The sequence below is a fragment of the Pseudarthrobacter sp. NPDC092439 genome (assembly GCF_044754945.1).
In the GTDB taxonomy this organism is placed as follows: Bacteria; Actinomycetota; Actinomycetes; order Actinomycetales; family Micrococcaceae; genus Arthrobacter.
Window position 1 is genome coordinate 349464 of the sequence record NZ_JBIVQB010000003.1, and the last position, 17041, is coordinate 366504.

The following is a 17041-nucleotide window of genomic DNA, read 5'->3' on the forward strand; positions in this document are numbered from 1 at the left end:
CGCTCATCCCTTGACGTACGGAATGCCGCTGGCCGCGGGACCCCGGGACCTGCCCACCAGCCCCGCCACCGCCAGCACGGTGACCAGGTACGGCAGCATGGCCATGAACTGGCTGGGTACGGGGGTTCCGATGATGGTCACGATGCTCTGCAGGTTGTCGGCGAAACCGAACAGCAGCGCGGCAAAGAACGCGCCGATGGGGTTCCAGCGGCCAAAGATCAGTGCGGCGAGGGCGATGAAGCCGCGCCCGCCGGAGATCTCCTTGGTGAAGCTGTCAATGGCCACGAGCGTGAAGAAGGAACCGCCGATGCCGGCCACGGCACCACCCAGGGTGACGTTCCAGAAGCGGGTGAGGTTCACATTGATGCCCAGGGTGTCAGCCGCCTGCGGGTGCTCGCCCACGGCGCGGACCCGGAGGCCCCATCGGGTCTTGAACAGTCCGATCCAGACAGCGATCACGGCCACGTACATCAGGTAGCCCACCAGGGACTGCCGGAACAGGATGGGTCCGATGATCGGAATGCCGGACAGGACGGGGATCGCAATGACTTCCAGGCCGGGGGGCGCGTTGAACTTTGCCTTGTCCGCCTGCATCACTGTGCTGAAGAGGAAGCCCGTCACGCCGGATACCAGGACGTTCAGGACCACGCCCACAATGATCTGGTTCACCAGGTACTTGATGCTGAACACGGCCAGCACCATGGATACCAGCGCACCGGCCACCGCCGCCGCGAGCAGTCCAATGAAGGGGTTCTGCGTCACGGTGGCCACGATGGCCGCAGTGAAGGCACCGCCGAGCAACTGGCCTTCGATGGCGATGTTGACCACCCCGACCCGCTCACAGAGCACGCCGGACAGGGAGCCGAACACCAAGGGAACGGCCAGGGTCACGGAACCGGCGATGAGGCCGGCCAGGGAGATGTTCGGGGTGCGGGCGCCGCCCACCACCCAGATGAGGAACGCGGCCACGAACAGGACCGTGAACACGATTGCCGCCCAGCCCGGGGTGGGACGGCCCTTGGTCTTCAGGTATACCGAGTAGGCGGCCAGGCCCGCCATGATGGTGGCCAGAACCAGCCCGGCAACGAAGGCGTCCACCTGCAGCGCGGGCAACTGGAAGAAATCGCTGCCGGTGGAAATGCCGAAGCTTGCCGTCTGGCGCGGCCCCATGAAACCGAAGAAAACCAGCGCCACAAGCGCCAGAGCGGACAGCATCACCGGGGTCTTCCAGGTGACCGGCTTGCCCGAAAGGGGTACGGGACCGCCGGCGGGGCCCTCCGGCTGGGGCTTTCCGGCGCGGGGCGGGGAAACTGTCGTGCTCATGCTGCACCTCCGGTGGAAGCTGCCTGACGGGACTTGGTGGCGCGGACGGGCTTGCGGCGGCGGGGATTAAGCCCGAACACCGCACGGACCAGCGGCGGGGCCGCAATCAACAGGACGATCAGCGACTGGACCACCAGGACGATGTCGATGGGGGTGCCTGTCTGGATCTGCATTTGGACCGCCCCGGCGCGGAAGGCACCGAACAGCAGGCCGGCTGCAAAAGTTCCCCACGGCGTCGAACGTCCCAGCAGCGCGACGGTGATCGCATCAAAACCGTAAGTGGCGGCCACCCCGTCTGTCAGGACCTTTTCGGTGCCGGCCACCTGCGCCACGCCGGACATGCCCGCGAGGGCGCCGGCGATGGCCATGACCAGGATGGTGGATCTGGATACGTTGATGCCGGCCGTGCGGGCGGCGCTGGGGTTGGCGCCCACCGCGCGGAACTCGAAGCCCACGGTGGAGCGGTTGAGCAGCCACCACACCAGCAGCGTGGCACCGATGGCCAGGATGAAGCCCAGGTGCAGCCGGTACTGGCTGCCCAGGATCTGCGGGTATACCGCCGTGGGGTCCAGGACAGGGGAAATGGGGTTGGTCTCACCCGGGCGCTGGAAGGCGGGTGTACTCATCAGGAAGCGCAGGAAATACAGCGCGATGTAGTTGAACATGATGGTCAGGATGACCTCGTGGGCGCCGGTGCGGGCCTTAAGTACGCCCACCAGCCCGCCCCACAGGGCACCGCCGGCGATGCCGGCCACCAGGACCAGCAGCAGGTGCAGGCCAAGAGGCAGGTGGAGCGCGAACCCCACCCAGGCAGCCAGGATGCCGCCCATGATGATCTGGCCCTGGGCACCAATGTTGAACAGGCCCGCACGGAACGCCAGCGCGACGCCCAGGCCCGCGGTGATCAGCGGGGTGGCGATGGTCAGCGTCTCCATGAACGGCGCGAACTGCGCCGCGGCGCTGGCGCCGCGCGGGTTGAAAACCGCCCCCTGGAACAGCGCGATATAGGAGCCCGTGGCCGCGTTCCAGACCGCCGCCAGGAAGTCCGTGGGGCGGGCAAGGAAGTATCCGCCGGTGGTTGCGACCTGCTTGTCCGTGCTGGCAATCAGCAGGCCGCCGATAATCAGCGCCAGGAGTACGGCCAGAACGGAGACCATCCCGCTGCCGGTGAAGATCCGCCGCAGGAGTGTGTCAGGCTGGCCGGGCAGGAGGCCGCTTTGCGCGGTGGCGGGGACGGCCGACGGTTCCATGGCGCCGCCGGCAGTATCGACGGAGACGACGGCGGCGGTCTCCTCCTCCGCCGGGCTCGGATGGTGCGGGGCGGCGGGTTCTCCGCCGGCCACGTGCTTGGGTTCGTGCTTGTCAGTCATGGTCGCCTCCTTCGGCGTCCTCGGAGGTTGCGGGGCGCTGGACCGGGGGGTGGTCTTCGGGGCGGATGCCGGCCATCATGAGGCCCAGCACGTCGCGGCCGGTGCCGGCGGGGACGATGCCCACAAGCTTGCCCTTGTAGATCACCGCGATCCGGTCCGCGAGTTCCATGACCTCGTCCAGCTCCGTGGAGATGATCATGACGGGTGTGCCCTGGTCCCGCTCGGCCACGATCCGGCGGTGCAGGAACTCGATGGACCCCACGTCCACGCCGCGGGTGGGCTGGCTGGCAATGAAGAGGCGCAGCGGGCGGGACAGCTCGCGGGCCATCACCACTTTCTGCTGGTTGCCGCCGGACAGCGTTCCGGCCGCCGCGGCGGCGGATGGGGTGCGGACGTCGAACTCGTCGATCCGGGCCTTGGCATTATCCAAGACCTTTGCCGGGCTCATGCTGATGCCCTTGGCGTACGGGGGTTTGTCGTACAGGTCCAGCACCAGGTTCTCGGCCACGGAGAAGGTCCCCACCAGCCCGTCCACCTTGCGGTCTTCGGGAACAAACCCAACGCCGGCGTTCAGCACTTCCTTGACGGAACGGCCCAGGAGCTCCCTGCCGTCCAGCCGAATGGATCCGGTGACCCGGTCCTGGAGGCCCAGGATGGCCTCCGTCAGCTCGGTCTGGCCGTTGCCCTGGACCCCCGCCACTGCGAGGATCTCGCCCCGGGCGATGTGGAAGCTGAGCCCGTCCACCACGTGCTGGCCGTTCGGGGCCACCACCGTGAGGTCCTCGATTTGGAAGGTTGTCTCCTGCGGGCGTGCGGGCGCCTTGTCAAGAGTCAGGCTGACCGCGCGGCCCACCATCATGGAGGCCAGGTCTGTGGTGGACGCCGTCGGCTCGGCCGTGCCCACCACCTTCCCGCGCCGGATCACGGTGATGGTGTCCGACACTTCCTTGACCTCGCGCAGCTTGTGCGAGATGAAGACGATGGAGGTGCCGCCGGCCTTCAGCTGGCGCATGATGTCCAGCAGCTGGTCAGTCTCCTGCGGGGTGAGCACGGCAGTGGGCTCATCCAGGATCAGGACCTTCGCGTTGCGGACCAGGGCCTTGATGATTTCCACCCGCTGCTGGACACCGACGGGCAGGTCTTCCACCAGTGCGTCCGGATCCACGTCAAAGCCGTACTGGTCAGAGATCTCCCTGATCCTGCGGCGGGTCTCGTCCAGGTTGAGGAAGCCTGCGGCCTTGGTCGGCTCCGCCCCCAGGGCCACGTTTTCGGCCACGGTAAAGACGGGGACCAGCATGAAGTGCTGGTGCACCATGCCGATGCCTGCGGCCATGGCATCGCCGGGTCCGCGGAACGATACGGCCTTCCCGTCCACCAGGATCTCGCCCTCGGTGGGCTCGTACAACCCGTACAGCACGTTCATCAGCGTGGATTTGCCGGCACCGTTTTCACCCAGGAGGCAGTGGATCTGCCCGGGTTCCACCACAACGTCAATGTGATCGTTGGCGAGCAGGGTACCGAAGCGTTTTGTGATCCCTCTGAGTTCAAGTTTCAAAACTCTGACCAATCTCGAAGCGTCCAGTGATCGACCGGACGGGGTAAGCGGCTGCACCACCAGCCTAGTGGGTGCAGCCGTTGGATGAGCCGGCGCGCCCCCGGAAAGGCGGGCAGCCAGCAAAAAGCGCCACCGCCCGGCCAGTCTGTAACCAGCCGGGGGTGGCGCTCAGGGCAGGGATCAGGCCTTGGGGCTCGCTGCGGATTCGACCTTCAGCTTGCCGTCCACAATGTCCTTCTTGATCTGGTCAAGCTCGGACTTGAGCTCGGCCGGAACCTCGGAGTCGAAATCGTGGAACGGAGCCAGCTGGACGCCTTCGTTCTCCAGGGTGCCCACGTAAGGAGTGTTATCGAAGTTGCCCTCGACATCGTCCTTGATCACGGTCTCCACGGCGTCGCCCATCAGCTTCATGACCGAGGACAGCATGATGTCCTTGTAATCCGGGGCGGTGAGGTAGCCATCGGAGTCGACCCAGATGAGCTTGACGTCCTTGCCGGCAGCCTTCGCTTCCTTCAGCGCCGCTCCGGCGCCCTTGCCCACGGGGCCTGCAACGGGCATGACGATGTCAGCGCCCTGGTCAAGGAAGTTCCGGGTGAGCTGCTTGCCCACGTCCTGCTTCTCGAAGTCGCCGGTGAAGCTGCCGTCCTGGGCTTCTTTGTTCCAGCCCAGGAGCTTGACGCTCTTGTTCTTCTGTTCGTTGTAGTACTTCACGCCGTCCGCGAAGCCGTCCATGAAGATGGTGACGGTGGGGATCTTGATCCCGCCGAAGGTGGCCACCGTACCGGTCTTGCTGGTGCCGGCCGCCAGATAGCCGGCGAGGAACGCCGCCTGGGCCGTGTCGTAGATGATCGGCTTGACGTTCTCGATGGGGGTTTCGTAGCCGAAGTCGACGATCGCGAAGTGGCTGTCCGGGTTGGCTTCGGCCTGCGCCTTGGTGGCGTCGCCCAGCAGGAAGCCCACCGTGACGGTCAGGTCGCAGCCTGCCGTCACCATGGCGCGAAGGTTGGGCTCGAAGTCGTTGTTCGTCTTTGACTCCACCTGGTTGACCTTGATGCCCAGGTCAGCTTCCGCCTTCTTGAGGCCCTCATAGGAGGACTGGTTGAAGGACTGGTCGTCGAACCCGCCGGAGTCCGAGACGATGCAGCCGGTGTAGTCGCTGGCGGCTTCGGTGGATCCGCCGCCGGCTTCCGGGGCCGCACCGCAGGCCGTCAGCAGGAGCGCCGAAGCGCCAACGGCAGCCACGCCGGCCATTGAACCGCGCTTAAGGCGTGCACGCAGTGATGTCTTCAATATTCCTCCAGGAGAGAGTGGCGCTACGGCTCGAATTCAGTGAGTGTCCGTTTCTACACTGAAATTCTGTTTTCACTGAGGGCACGCAGCACTGCGCCGGAGCGCACTGATGCCAACTACTGTAGTGGCCTGCGCCACCGGCCCCTAGCACACGCCGGTTGCCGGAGGGAGATTGTTTACAAGTTGTTACCAAGTGGTAGCGCAGGACGGCGCCAGCAGCTTTGCGTCAGAGGTCGCGGATGGTGCGCAGTGCCGCTCCGGTGAGTACCCGGATGCCCAGGCCCAGGGCCCGCTCGTCCAGGATGTAATCGCCGCGGTGCAGGTCGTATTCCTCACCGCCCGGAGTCTTGGTGCCCAGCCGCATCATGGCTCCTGGGAGATCTGCCAGGAACCATGCGAAGTCCTCCCCGCCCATGGACTGCGGAGTCAGCACCACTGCGCCCTCCCCGATTTCCGCGCGGGCGGAGGCTTCAATGAGCGCGGTTTCGTGTTCGGAGTTCACTACCGGCGGCACTCCCCTGGTGTGCTCCAGGCGGACGTCCACTCCGTAGGGCGCGGCAACCTGGTGGACCACCTCGTCCAGCAGCTCGCCGGCAGCGTGCCAGGCATCGCGGTCCAGGCAGCGCATAGTGCCTGCCATATAACCCACACCGGGAATGGCGTTGGGCGCGGACCCTGCTGAAATCTGCCCCCACACCACGGATACACCGCTGCGGACATCCACACGACGGGACAGGACAGCGGGCACGTTCACGGCGATCTGCGCCAGGGCGAACACCAGGTCCTCAGTGAGGTGCGGGCGGGAGGTGTGTCCGCCGCGGCCGGAGAGTTCAATGCGGATGGTGTCCGAGGCGGAGGTGATGGCCCCGATGCGGGTACCGATCCTGCCCACCTCGATGCGGGGGTCGCAGTGCAGCGCCAGGATCCGCGGCACTCCTTCGAGGACCCCCTGTTCGATGCAGGCGTGCGCGCCGCCGGGCATCGTTTCCTCGGCCGGCTGGAAGATCAGCCGGACGGTGCCGCCCAGCGGCTGCTCCAGGTGCATCCGCTGGAGCACCAGGGCGATGCCCAGCATGGTGGTGGTGTGCACGTCATGCCCGCAGGCGTGGGTCACGCCGTGGTTCCTAGAAGCGAACGGAAGGCCGGTTTCCTCGATGATGGGCAGCGCGTCAATGTCGCCGCGGAGTGCCGTGGCGATGGGTCCTTCGCCCACGTCCACCGTCAGGCCGGTGCCTTCGAGGCGGCGCGGGGCCAGCCCGGCAGCTTCGAGCCGCTCGGCGAGTTTGTCTGTGGTGCGGAACTCTTTGAAGGACAGTTCGGGATGCGCGTGGAGGTCCCGGCGGAATTCGATCAGTTCCGGCAGGAGCGGGTCCAGCCAAGGGGCCACCAGGGCTGTGGGCTGGGCTTCTGTAGTGTAATTGCGCACTGTTTCACTCTAGCCATGGTGGCCGAAAATGGGGGTCATCCCGGTCGCTGCGTTACATCCCGGGCCCTTTGGGGCGCCGGAACGCAACGCGGCGCAGGGCGTCACAGGACGTCCGTGTCCCCACTGGCCTTGAGGGCGTCCACGGCCGCCTTGACCCGCTGCGAATTGGCCTTGGTGGTCACCAGCAGCGCGTCCGGTGTATCCACGATGACCACGTCCTCGATGCCGATCAGGGCGATGACGCGCTTGGTGTCGGAGACCACCACGCCGCTGGAGTTCTCGGTGAAGACGCGCGCGCCTTCACCCAGCACCGTGACGTCATCCACTTCCCGGGCGCTGTTAAGCCTGCCTACCGAGGCGAAGTCCCCGACGTCGTCCCACCGGAAAGTACCGGGTACGACGGCGACGTCCCCGGCTTCGGCGGCAGGTTCCGCTACCGCGTAGTCGATGGCGATCTTCGGCAGCGTGGGCCATACGCGGGCCGTGACTTCGTCACGCTGCGGGGTGTCCCAGGCCGCCGCGATCTCCTGCAGGCCCTGGAAAAGTCCGGGCTGGTTTGCTTCGAGGTGCTTGAGCATCAGGGCCACCGGGGCCACGAACATGCCGGCGTTCCAGACGTAGTTGCCGCTTTCCACGTATTGCCGGGCCACCGCCTCGTCCGGCTTTTCGACGAACTCCACGACGTCCTGCGCACTCGGAGCGCCCTCAATCCGGAGGTCCTGGCCGGAGCGGATGTAGCCGAAGCCGGTGGACGGGTGGGTGGGCTTGATGCCGATCGTGACAATCTTCCCTGCGGCGGCAGTGTGGATGGCCTCGCGGACCGCCTCCTGGAAGAGGCCGTCGGGGCTGATCACGTGGTCAGCCGCGAAGGATCCCATGATGGCGTCCGGGTCCCGCTGGTGCAGGATCGCCGCGGCCAGGCCGATGGCGGCAGCGGAGTCCTTCGGCTCGGACTCGAGGACCAGGTCCGAATCCTGCAGTTCCGGGAGCTGCCGGCACACGGCATCCCGGTGAGCCATGCCGGTGACCACCAGGATCCGGCTGCCGGCCAGCGGGTGCAGCCGGTCGTAGGTGGCACGCAGCAGCGTGCTTCCCGAACCCGTGAGGTCGTGGAGGAATTTGGGAGCTGCGGCGCGTGACAGGGGCCAAAGCCGGGTCCCCACGCCGCCAGCCGGGATTACGGCAATAAAGCGGTCAAGTGGTGATGCCGGGCTCGTCACTTTATCTGTAGTCATCACGGCTTACTTTAGCCGAACGGCCTTGGCGCACCTCCGGGACGGCCGCAGGCCGCGCAACACAACCGCAGGCGGTCCGCCGGGCTTGTGGCGTTCGTCTCAAAAAACAGCGAATTCCGCGCCGGTGCTGGTCACCAAGTCTTCCCTAAATTGAATAAGCTGTAAGCGAAGCCTAGATTTAGGCCTGAGCTACGAGTGCTCTCGCAGCAGGCGTTCCCCCCGCGTGGATCTCATGCCAGCGCCGCTGTGTTGCAGGGAGGTTTATCAGTGCCGACAAAACCAGCTGGCACCTTGTACCGCGGCCGTGAAGGCATGTGGTCCTGGGTAGGACACCGTATTACCGGTGTAGTGATCTTTTTCTTCTTGTTGGTCCACGTCCTGGACACCTCATTGGTGCGTGTGTCCCCCGAGGCCTACACGGAAGTGATCGGTGCCTACAAAAATCCGCTCATGGCGCTGGGCGAGACCGGTCTGGTTGCCGCCATCGTTTTCCACGCCTTCAACGGCCTGCGGATCATCGCCGTGGACTTCTGGAAGAAGGGCCCCAAGTACCAGCGGCAGATGCTGTGGGCGGTCCTTGGCCTTTGGGCTGTCACCATGATCGGCTTCTCCATCCGCCACCTGTCCCTCGCCTTCGGAGGTCACTGACCCATGTCTGCAACCATCGAAAGCCCCCGCAGCGGGCGGATCGCTCCCGAGTACCGCCGCCACGGCGGCAGCAAGGGCAACTTCGAGATGATCGCATGGCTCTTCATGCGGCTTTCCGGCGTGGTCCTGGTGGTCCTTATCTTTGGCCACCTCTTTGTGAACCTCCTGGTGGGCGAGGGCATCCACGCCATCGACTTCGGCTTCGTGGCCGGCAAGTGGGCGGATCCGTTCTGGCAGTTCTGGGACCTGGCCATGCTGTGGCTGGCTATGCTGCACGGCACCAACGGCGTACGCACCATCATCAACGACTACGCGGAGAAGGACTCCACCCGCCGCTGGCTGAAGACCGTGCTGTACGCGGCCACGGTGGTCATCGTGGTCCTGGGCACCCTGGTGATCTTCACCTTCGATCCCTGCCCGGTGGTGGACGGTGTCCAGCTGCCCGGCGGATTCTGCCCTGCCTAGCATCAGCACCATCCCGGGCCCGCGGGCTTTACCGCGGGCCCTGTTTTGCGGAGCAGGCAACGCCGCCCCGTTGTTTTATTGCGAATTTTGAGAGAAAGAGCGTCTGGTATGCAGGTCCATAAGTACGACGTCGTCATCGTCGGTGCCGGTGGCGCTGGCATGCGCGCCGCGATCGAATCCGGTCAGCGCGCGCGCACAGCAGTACTGACCAAGCTCTACCCCACCCGCTCGCACACCGGTGCAGCGCAGGGTGGTATGTGTGCGGCCCTTGCCAATGTCGAGGAAGACAACTGGGAATGGCACACCTTCGACACCGTCAAGGGCGGCGACTACCTGGTGGACCAGGACGCCGCGGAGGTCATGGCCAAGGAAGCGATCGACGCCGTCCTGGACCTGGAAAAGATGGGCCTGCCGTTCAACCGCACGCCCGAAGGCCGGATCGACCAGCGCCGCTTCGGCGGACACACGCGCGATCACGGCAAGGCTCCGGTCCGCCGTGCCTGCTACGCCGCGGACCGCACCGGCCACATGATCCTGCAGACGCTGTACCAAAACTGCGTCAAGCACAACGTGGAGTTCTACAACGAGTACTACGTCCTGGACCTGCTGACGGTCGAGGAAGACGCTGTCCGCGAAGACGGCACCCCGTACAAGCAGAAGCGTGTCGCCGGCGTGGTCTCCTACGACCTCGCCTCCGGCGAGCTGCACGTGTTCCAGGCCAAGTCCGTCGTGTTTGCCTCCGGCGGCGCCGGCAAGGTCTTCAAGACCACCTCGAACGCGCACACCCTCACCGGTGACGGCATGGGCATCGCGTTCCGCCGCGGCATCCCGCTGGAGGACATGGAGTTCTTCCAGTTCCACCCGACCGGCCTGGCCGGCCTGGGCATCCTCCTCTCCGAGGCCGCCCGCGGTGAAGGCGCCATCCTCCGGAACTCAGAGGGTGAGCGGTTCATGGAGCGCTACGCCCCCACCATCAAGGACCTCGCCCCGCGTGACATCGTGGCACGTTCCATGGCCAACGAAGTCCGTGAAGGCCGCGGCTGCGGCCCCAACAAGGACTATGTGCTCCTGGACCTGACCCACCTGGAGCCGGCGCACATCGACGCCAAGCTTCCGGACATCACCGAGTTCGCCCGGACCTACCTGGGCGTCGAGCCCTACACCGAGCCCGTCCCGGTGTTCCCTACGGCGCACTACGCCATGGGCGGCATCCCCACGAACATCGAGACCGAGGTCCTCCAGGACAACGACACCGTGGTTCCCGGCCTGTACGCAGCCGGTGAGGTTGCCTGCGTGTCGGTCCACGGATCCAACCGCCTGGGCACCAACTCCCTGCTGGACATCAACGTGTTCGGCAAGCGCGCCGGCATCGCCGCGGCGGAATACGCCAAGACGGCCGACTTCGTGGAACTGCCGGAGAACCCGCTGGCCTACACCACGGAACTGCTGGACATTGCCCGCAACGGCACCGGTGACGAGAAGGTGGCCCAGATCCGCAAGGAACTGCAGGACACGATGGACGCCAACATGCAGGTGTTCCGTACCGCGGACACCCTGAACCAGGTCCTGCGCGACATCGCCTCCTTCGAGGAGCGCTACAAGCGGATCAACGTCCAGGACAAGGGCAAGCGCTTCAACCTGGACCTGCTCGAGGCCGTAGAGCTCGGCTTCCTGCTGGAACTGGCCAAGGTCATGACCGTGGCCGCCCTGCACCGCGAGGAATCCCGCGGCGGACACTTCCGCGAGGACTTCCCGGACCGCGACGACGAGAAATTCATGAAGCACTCCATGGCGTACAAGGACGACCACGCCCCGGCAGACGGATCGGCGGAATCCATCGCCGGCGTCCGCCTGGCCACCAAGCCGGTTGTCTTTACCCGCTACGAGCCGATGGTGAGGAAGTACTAAGATGACCGCTGAAATCGCTGAGCCAGCCTCAAAGATTGAACTGCCTGCCGGCGTCGGCGGGGGCGGCGAGATCCCCACGTTCGACGTGCACCTGCGCGTCCGCCGGTACAATCCGGAGGTCTCCGCGGAAGCCACCTGGGATGACTACCACCTCACCATGTACGGCACGGACCGTGTGCTGGATGCCCTGCACAAGGTCAAGTGGGAGATGGACGGCAGCCTGTCCTTCCGCCGCTCCTGCGCCCACGGCGTCTGCGGTTCGGATGCCATGCGCATCAACGGCCGCAACCGCCTCGCCTGCAAGACGCTCCTGAAGGACCTGGACACGTCCAAGCCCATCACGGTGGAACCCATCAAGGGCCTCCCGGTGGAGAAGGACCTCATCGTGGACATGGAACCGTTCTTCCAGTCCTACCGCGAGGTCATGCCCTTCCTGATCAACAAGGGCCACGAGCCCACCCGGGAGCGCCTGCAGTCCGCCGAGGACCGCGAGCGTTTCGACGACACCACCAAGTGCATCCTGTGCGCCGCGTGCACCTCGTCCTGCCCGGTCTTCTGGACGGACGGGCAGTACTTCGGCCCGGCCGCGATCGTGAACGCCCACCGCTTCATCTTCGACTCCCGTGATGACGCCGGCGACATGCGCCTGGAGATCCTGAACGACAAGGAAGGCGTGTGGCGTTGCCGCACCACCTTCAACTGCTCGGAAGCGTGCCCCCGCGGCATCCAGGTCACCCAGGCCATCGCCGAGGTCAAGCAGGCCATCCTGTCCCGCAGGATCTAGCAGCACCAGAACTAAAGAAGTACGACGACGGCGCCTCTCACCTTCAAGGTGGGGGCGCCGTCGTCGATTCAGCAGCCCACCCTGGACGAACGGAAGGTCCCCCATGTCCCGCTCCGAAAAAGTCACCTTCGAAGGCTCCACCGGGGAGACGCTCTCCGGCATCATCGACACTCCGGAAGGCCACGTGAAGGGTTGGGGCGTCTTTTCGCACGGCTTCACCCTGGGCAAGGACAGCCCGTCCGCCTCGAGGATATGCAAGGCGCTGGCGGACTCCGGCGTGGGCATGCTGCGCTTCGACAACCTCGGCCTGGGCGAATCGGCCGGCGAATGGTCCGCCGGGTCGTTCAGTCACAAAGTGGCCGACACCGTGAAGGCGGCAGAGTTCATGCGCCGCGGGGGAAAGCAGATTTCCCTGCTCGTGGGGCATTCCTTCGGGGGTGCCGCGGTCCTCGCCGCGGCCCGGGAAATACCGGAGCTCGACGCCGTGGCAACAGTCGGAGCGCCGTTCTCACCCAGGCATGTGGCCCACGTCTTCGACGCGGCACTGGACAAGATCCTCAGCGAGGGAAGCGCCGAGGTGGACCTGGGCGGAAAGCGGGTGGAGATCAGGAAGCACTTCGTGGAGGATCTGGAAAACGCTGACCTCACGGACTGCATCAAGCAGCTGCACAAACCCCTCATGGTGCTGCACTCCCCCACGGACAACACGGTGGGGATCGAGAACGCCAGCAGCATCTTCCAGGCCGCCCGGCATCCGCGGAACTTTGTTTCGCTGGAGGGAAGCGATCACCTGCTCACGGGCAAGGGCCAGGCTGCCCGCGCTGCCCGGATTATTGCTGCCTGGGCCGACCAGTACCTCGACGCCGCGCCGTAGCGGTGGCGGCCGCGCCGCCGTGCCCCGGAACCTTGCCCGGCTGCACCTGCCTCGAACCCCATGCTGCCCTTGCCTGTGTGCTGTGGAGGGCGTGAAGGTCAGCTTCTCGGACGGCTGACCATCCTGCGGAGACCAGGTAGACCTGGCTGACCAGGTTGAACCAGATCAGCAGCCCGATAATGATGGCGAACGGCGCCAGGATGGGGTTCCTCCCGGCCCCCGCCAGCAGTTCGGTGCTGAAGATCTGCAGGACCGCGGTCCCCACGGCCGCCAGCACCGTTCCCTCCAGCAGGGCGCGCCGGGACAGCTTCAGCCCGCCTGCCAGCCGGAACATGACAAGAGCGGTGAACCAGTTCAATACCAGCGGAACACCTATTTTTATGGAAGTGGTCAGGGGGCCGGCTACAACGGGATCGAGCTTCAGGAAGTCCGCTACCCAGCCGGCGGCGGTGCCGAAGATCAGCGACGCACCCGCGCTGATCACCAATGCCACGCCGAGCAGCAGCAGGGTTCCGGCGTCCCGCAGCTTCATCAGGACGGGGTTCAGTTCCAGCGGCGGCAACTCAAGCACGCCGCGGAGGCCGTCCCGCAGGCCGGCTATCCAGCCCAGCGAAGTGATGACGGTGACGACTGCGGCCACCAGTGCCGTCCAGCCCAGGCCTCCGGGGTCCAGCAGGTCATCCGGGTCCACCAGCCCCTGGCCCCCATTCACCTTGAGCAGGCCGGGGGCGCTTTGCGCAACGCTTTCGATCACCACGTCCAGAAGCGCGGGTTGGCCGCGGAGCACTAATCCGGCCACCGAAAACCCGGTGGTCAGGAGGCCTGTGATGGAGAAGAACATATTGAAGCCAATGCCGGCGCTCATCAGCGGGCCGTGCTGGAGGCTGTAGTGCTTGAAGGCCCGCATGGGGCGGAAGGCGTTCAGCCGCGCCAGCAGCCACTGCACCATGCCCATGGCGTTTGCCACCAGGCCGCCTCCGGCCCGGCGCGACTTGCCCCACTCCATCCGTTTCCGGATCACGGCAAGCTTGAGCCGGGCCTGCTCGGTGGGAAGGGGCGGCCGCTCAGGCCCTCCGGGACGGGCTGCCTGGGACAGCGCTGTCTGTGGCCCGCTCCGCCCGGGAGGCGCCGCCGTCGTCGTCGATTTCTCTGCCAAAGTCCAGCTCTTCCCGTAGCTGCCAGATGCCGTCCGCACCATGCTCGTAGAGTCCCATGCTAACCACGGGGAAGGTGGCCCTATAGTCGCGCAACACGGCTTCGGCCTCATCGAGGCTTTCGGGTGCGACATCGTGCGCGATGGTCACGTGAGGGTGGTACGCGAACGGGAGGTTGCGCTCCAGCGGGCCCTGCTGCAGCTTTCGGTGCAGCTCGACGCACTCTCCGAAGCCCTCCTCCACATTGATGAAGACCACCGGCGACACGGGCCGGAAGGTCCCCGTGCCGGCGATGGTGATCGTGAAAGGACTCTGGCGGCGGGCCACCTCGCGCACGTGCTCTCGGGTGGCCTCCCAGTCGTCGGTGGGGGTGGTGGTCACCAGCGTGATATGGGCGGGGACCACCGTTGCCAGCGGATCCCCAAAGGAGGCCCGCCAGCGCTGCAGCTCCTCCGCGATGTCACGCGGGAACCCCAGGATGACGCCTACGCTGGTGCCCATTGCGCTAGCGGACTCCGGCGAGGCTGAGGGACGGCAGGAAGCCCATGCGCTCATACACCTGGCCGAGGGTTACTGTGGCGATCTCCCGCGCCCGTTCGGCCCCCTTGGCAAGGAGGCGGTCCAGTTCCGCGGGGTCTGTCATCAGCGCGTTGGTCCGGTCCCGCAGCGGAGTGATGAAGTCAACCACGACCTCTGCCAGGTCCACCTTGAGGTGGCCGTACATCTTGCCCTGGTACTCCGCCTCCAGGTCGGCCACGGACTTGCCGGTGAGGGACGAGTAGATGGTGAGCAGGTTGGAGACGCCCGGCTTTTCCTCGGCGTCGAAGCGGATGTCCGTACCGGCGTCGGTTACGGCGGACTTGATGCGCTTGGCCGCCACCTTGGGGTCCTCCAGCAGCTGGATCGCGCCGTTGGGCGACTCCCCCGTCTTGGACATCTTGGCGCTGGGGTTCTGCAGGTCGTAGATCTTCGCGCGTTCCTTGACGATGGTGGCCTCGGGAACCGTGAAGGTCTGCCCGAACCGGGTGTTGAACCGCTGCGCCAGGTTGCGGGTCAGTTCCAGGTGCTGGCGCTGGTCCTCGCCCACCGGGACCAGGTCCGTCTGGTAGAGCAGGATGTCAGCCGCCATCAGGGTGGGGTACGCGAAGAGGCCAAGAGTTGCCGCATCCGCCCCGGATTTCTGCGTCTTGTCCTTGAACTGGGTCATGCGGGACGCTTCGCCGAAGCCGGTGATGCAGTTCAGCGCCCAGGCGAGCTGTGCGTGTTCAGGCACGTGGGACTGGACAAAGAAGATGCTTCGGTCCGGGTCGATGCCGGCCGCGATGTACTGCGCGGCAACGATCCGGGTGCGCTTGGCCAGCTCCGCGGGGTCGAAGTCCACCGTGACTGCGTGCAGGTCCGGAATGAAGAAGACGGCGTCGTACTCAGCCTGCATGTCCACCCAGTTGCGCACCGCACCGATGTAGTTGCCCAGGTGGAGGGAGTCCGCGGTGGGCTTGGCGCCCGAGAGGATACGCTTCTTGGCAGTAGGGGAAGTCTGGCTAGTCATGGGGGAGGAAACCTTTGGGGATGGTTTGGAGCTGGGGGAGGTTAGAGCAGGTAGTCCACTACCAGCGGGGCGTGGTCTGAGAATCGGGTGTCCCACGAGGCAGCGCGGTCCACCACGGCCGAGATTGCGGCGGAGGCCAGGGCCGGGGTGGCCAGGTGGTAGTCAATGCGCCAGCCGGTGTCGTTGTCGAACGCCTTGCCGCGCTGGGACCACCAGGTGTAGGGGCCGTCCATCTCCCCGGAAAGGTTGCGGTGGACGTCCTGCCAGCCGATCTCCCCGCCGAGGAACCGGTCGAAGTAGGCCCGTTCTTCGGGCAGGAAGCCTGCCTTCTTGACGTTGCCCTTGGCGTTGCGGATGTCCCGGGCAGTGTGGGCCACGTTCAGGTCCCCCACCACCAGGGCATGGTCGCTGTGTTTGGCCAGTTCGGGAAGACGGGTGCTCATGACATCAAGGAACCGGAACTTGTCATCCTGCTTGGGAGTGCCGGCCTCACCGGAGTGCACATAGGCGCTTGCCACGGTGAGCTGGACCGGGTTTCCCGCGGCGTCGCGCAGCCGGAAATCAGCTTCCACCCAGCGGCCTGCGGTGGCGAAGTAATCGTCGCCGATGCCGTTCCTGGTTTCCAGCGGCTCTTCCCGGGAGGCGATGGCGACGCCGGCCCGGCCTTTCGCTTCCGCCTCGGCGTGCAGGATATGCCAGCCGTCGCCGAGCAGCTGCCGCACGATGGCGTCCGGGGCCCGGACTTCCTGGAGGCAGAGGATGTCCACTTCGCGGGGCTCCAGCCATGCAGCCATTCCATTGCGGAACGCAGCCCGCAGGCCGTTGACGTTCACGGATGCGACGCGCAGGTGGTCCTTGTTCAATGCCGAGCTCACCCGTTCCACTCTAGTCGATGACGGTTCCGGTGACCGGCTCGCCGCTGCCGCCGGAGGACTTGATCATGTCGCGGGCATTAGTGGCGGTGATTTCGATGGTTTCAAGGGCGCGGTTGATGGTGTCCTGGTTCGCGGCAGCACCCTTGGCGCGCTCGTCCTCCACCACCCGGACCTGCACCTGGACGATCTTGAAAGAATGGTCCAGCTTGAGGTCGCGGACCTCATCGGCCTCGGTGCGTTCGTAGATAACCCGGGTCCCGCCTTGGTCGGCGGCGGCGTGGGGGCCGCGGCCGGCAGCCGTGCTGAAGGCGTTCTGGGCTTCCGTCAGTTTCGCTCCGGCCTTTTTGGCCGCCTTCTGGATGCTGAACACTACAAAGGAAGCAAGGGCGAGCCAGAAGAAGGCGATGACGGCCACCACCCATCCCACCACGTCGTTCTGGTTGGCCGCGAAGATCACGGCCACCACGAACGCGGTCACCAGGACCATCAGGCCCGGACCGCTGATCCGGAACATGGAAAATCCGGGCTTGCCGGACTTGGAGGATGAGGAGGGGTTGCCCAAAGATCGCATGACCCCATTCTCTC

Annotated in this window: 16 protein-coding genes; 5 read left to right on the plus strand and 11 right to left on the minus strand. The window is 65.7% G+C overall.

Translation table 11 applies throughout. From position 1 onward, the window contains the following. Positions 1-3: 3 nt before the first annotated feature. From ACIQCM_RS09680 to ACIQCM_RS09705, 6 genes are all read right to left on the minus strand, one after another. On the minus strand, positions 4-1323 hold the full coding sequence (locus ACIQCM_RS09680; protein WP_400605780.1) for an ABC transporter permease: 1320 nt from the start codon (positions 1321-1323) through the stop codon (positions 4-6). Beyond that, the gene (locus ACIQCM_RS09685; RefSeq protein WP_400605778.1) at positions 1320-2693 is read right to left on the minus strand and encodes an ABC transporter permease; all 1374 of its coding nucleotides are present in this window, start codon (positions 2691-2693) and stop codon (positions 1320-1322) included. The genes ACIQCM_RS09680 and ACIQCM_RS09685 overlap by 4 nt, the downstream gene beginning before the upstream one ends. After that, positions 2686-4248 (minus strand): ABC transporter ATP-binding protein, encoded by a 1563-nt coding sequence (locus ACIQCM_RS09690; protein ID WP_400605777.1) that lies wholly within the window; start codon positions 4246-4248, stop codon positions 2686-2688. Before ACIQCM_RS09690 ends, ACIQCM_RS09685 begins: the two co-directional genes overlap by 8 nt. Before the next feature lie 180 nt (positions 4249-4428). Next, the gene (locus ACIQCM_RS09695; RefSeq protein ID WP_400606400.1) at positions 4429-5499 is read right to left on the minus strand and encodes a BMP family protein; all 1071 of its coding nucleotides are present in this window, start codon (positions 5497-5499) and stop codon (positions 4429-4431) included. A gap of 265 nt (positions 5500-5764) precedes the next feature. Next, on the minus strand, positions 5765-6964 hold the full coding sequence (locus ACIQCM_RS09700; protein WP_400605775.1) for an amidohydrolase: 1200 nt from the start codon (positions 6962-6964) through the stop codon (positions 5765-5767). Between the two features lie 101 nt (positions 6965-7065). Beyond that, positions 7066-8199, minus strand: a complete 1134-nt coding sequence (locus tag ACIQCM_RS09705; protein WP_400605774.1) for a mannose-1-phosphate guanylyltransferase — start codon at positions 8197-8199, stop codon at positions 7066-7068. A 267-nt stretch (positions 8200-8466) separates the two neighbouring features. On the opposite strand from ACIQCM_RS09705, the gene sdhC reads away from it, so the two are divergent. The 5 genes from sdhC (at position 8467) to ACIQCM_RS09730 (ending at position 12878) form a co-directional block, all read left to right on the plus strand. Further along, a complete protein-coding gene (gene sdhC / locus ACIQCM_RS09710) occupies positions 8467-8847 on the plus strand; it encodes a succinate dehydrogenase, cytochrome b556 subunit (protein WP_377215273.1) in 381 nt (126 codons plus the stop codon). A gap of 3 nt (positions 8848-8850) precedes the next feature. After that, positions 8851-9312 (plus strand): succinate dehydrogenase hydrophobic membrane anchor subunit, encoded by a 462-nt coding sequence (locus ACIQCM_RS09715; protein WP_377215272.1) that lies wholly within the window; start codon positions 8851-8853, stop codon positions 9310-9312. Positions 9313-9420: 108 nt separating this feature from the next. Then, positions 9421-11220, plus strand: a complete 1800-nt coding sequence (gene sdhA / locus ACIQCM_RS09720; protein ID WP_400605772.1) for a succinate dehydrogenase flavoprotein subunit — start codon at positions 9421-9423, stop codon at positions 11218-11220. 1 nt (position 11221) lies between these two features. Continuing rightward, on the plus strand, positions 11222-12004 hold the full coding sequence (locus ACIQCM_RS09725) for a succinate dehydrogenase iron-sulfur subunit (RefSeq protein WP_400605770.1): 783 nt from the start codon (positions 11222-11224) through the stop codon (positions 12002-12004). A 103-nt stretch (positions 12005-12107) separates the two neighbouring features. After that, complete coding sequence (locus ACIQCM_RS09730) at positions 12108-12878, plus strand: alpha/beta hydrolase family protein (protein WP_400605769.1); 771 nt, start codon at positions 12108-12110, stop codon at positions 12876-12878. Here the strand turns inward: ACIQCM_RS09730 and ACIQCM_RS09735 are convergent. The 5 genes from ACIQCM_RS09735 to ACIQCM_RS09755 are packed head-to-tail and all read right to left on the minus strand — an operon-like array spanning position 12835 to position 17027. Continuing rightward, a complete protein-coding gene (locus ACIQCM_RS09735) occupies positions 12835-13884 on the minus strand; it encodes a YihY/virulence factor BrkB family protein (protein ID WP_400606398.1) in 1050 nt (349 codons plus the stop codon). The two genes, ACIQCM_RS09730 and ACIQCM_RS09735, sit on opposite strands and share 44 nt — an antisense overlap. A 58-nt stretch (positions 13885-13942) precedes the next feature. Then, a complete protein-coding gene (locus tag ACIQCM_RS09740) occupies positions 13943-14533 on the minus strand; it encodes a 2'-5' RNA ligase family protein (RefSeq protein WP_400605766.1) in 591 nt (196 codons plus the stop codon). Positions 14534-14537: 4 nt separating this feature from the next. Next, a complete protein-coding gene (trpS, locus tag ACIQCM_RS09745) occupies positions 14538-15581 on the minus strand; it encodes a tryptophan--tRNA ligase (RefSeq protein ID WP_400605764.1) in 1044 nt (347 codons plus the stop codon). Between the two features lie 41 nt (positions 15582-15622). Next, on the minus strand, positions 15623-16456 hold the full coding sequence (locus ACIQCM_RS09750) for an exodeoxyribonuclease III (RefSeq protein ID WP_400605762.1): 834 nt from the start codon (positions 16454-16456) through the stop codon (positions 15623-15625). A gap of 10 nt (positions 16457-16466) precedes the next feature. Continuing rightward, on the minus strand, positions 16467-17027 hold the full coding sequence (locus ACIQCM_RS09755; protein WP_400605760.1) for a hypothetical protein: 561 nt from the start codon (positions 17025-17027) through the stop codon (positions 16467-16469). Positions 17028-17041 lie beyond the last annotated feature (14 nt).

Bases quoted from the DNA above. Each gene is read 5' to 3' on its own strand.
- sdhA (WP_400605772.1), top strand. From the start codon at position 9,421: ATGCAGGTCCATAAGTACGACGTCGTCATCGTCGGTGCCGGTGGCGCT.
- ACIQCM_RS09730 (WP_400605769.1), top strand. From the start codon at position 12,108: ATGTCCCGCTCCGAAAAAGTCACCTTCGAAGGCTCCACCGGGGAGACG.
- ACIQCM_RS09715 (WP_377215272.1), top strand. From the start codon at position 8,851: ATGTCTGCAACCATCGAAAGCCCCCGCAGCGGGCGGATCGCTCCCGAG.
- ACIQCM_RS09725 (WP_400605770.1), top strand. From the start codon at position 11,222: ATGACCGCTGAAATCGCTGAGCCAGCCTCAAAGATTGAACTGCCTGCC.
- trpS (WP_400605764.1), bottom strand. From the start codon at position 15,581: ATGACTAGCCAGACTTCCCCTACTGCCAAGAAGCGTATCCTCTCGGGC.
- ACIQCM_RS09740 (WP_400605766.1), bottom strand. From the start codon at position 14,533: ATGGGCACCAGCGTAGGCGTCATCCTGGGGTTCCCGCGTGACATCGCG.
- ACIQCM_RS09680 (WP_400605780.1), bottom strand. From the start codon at position 1,323: ATGAGCACGACAGTTTCCCCGCCCCGCGCCGGAAAGCCCCAGCCGGAG.
- ACIQCM_RS09755 (WP_400605760.1), bottom strand. From the start codon at position 17,027: ATGCGATCTTTGGGCAACCCCTCCTCATCCTCCAAGTCCGGCAAGCCC.
- ACIQCM_RS09695 (WP_400606400.1), bottom strand. From the start codon at position 5,499: ATGGCCGGCGTGGCTGCCGTTGGCGCTTCGGCGCTCCTGCTGACGGCC.
- ACIQCM_RS09685 (WP_400605778.1), bottom strand. From the start codon at position 2,693: ATGACTGACAAGCACGAACCCAAGCACGTGGCCGGCGGAGAACCCGCC.
- ACIQCM_RS09705 (WP_400605774.1), bottom strand. From the start codon at position 8,199: ATGACTACAGATAAAGTGACGAGCCCGGCATCACCACTTGACCGCTTT.
- ACIQCM_RS09735 (WP_400606398.1), bottom strand. From the start codon at position 13,884: ATGGAGTGGGGCAAGTCGCGCCGGGCCGGAGGCGGCCTGGTGGCAAAC.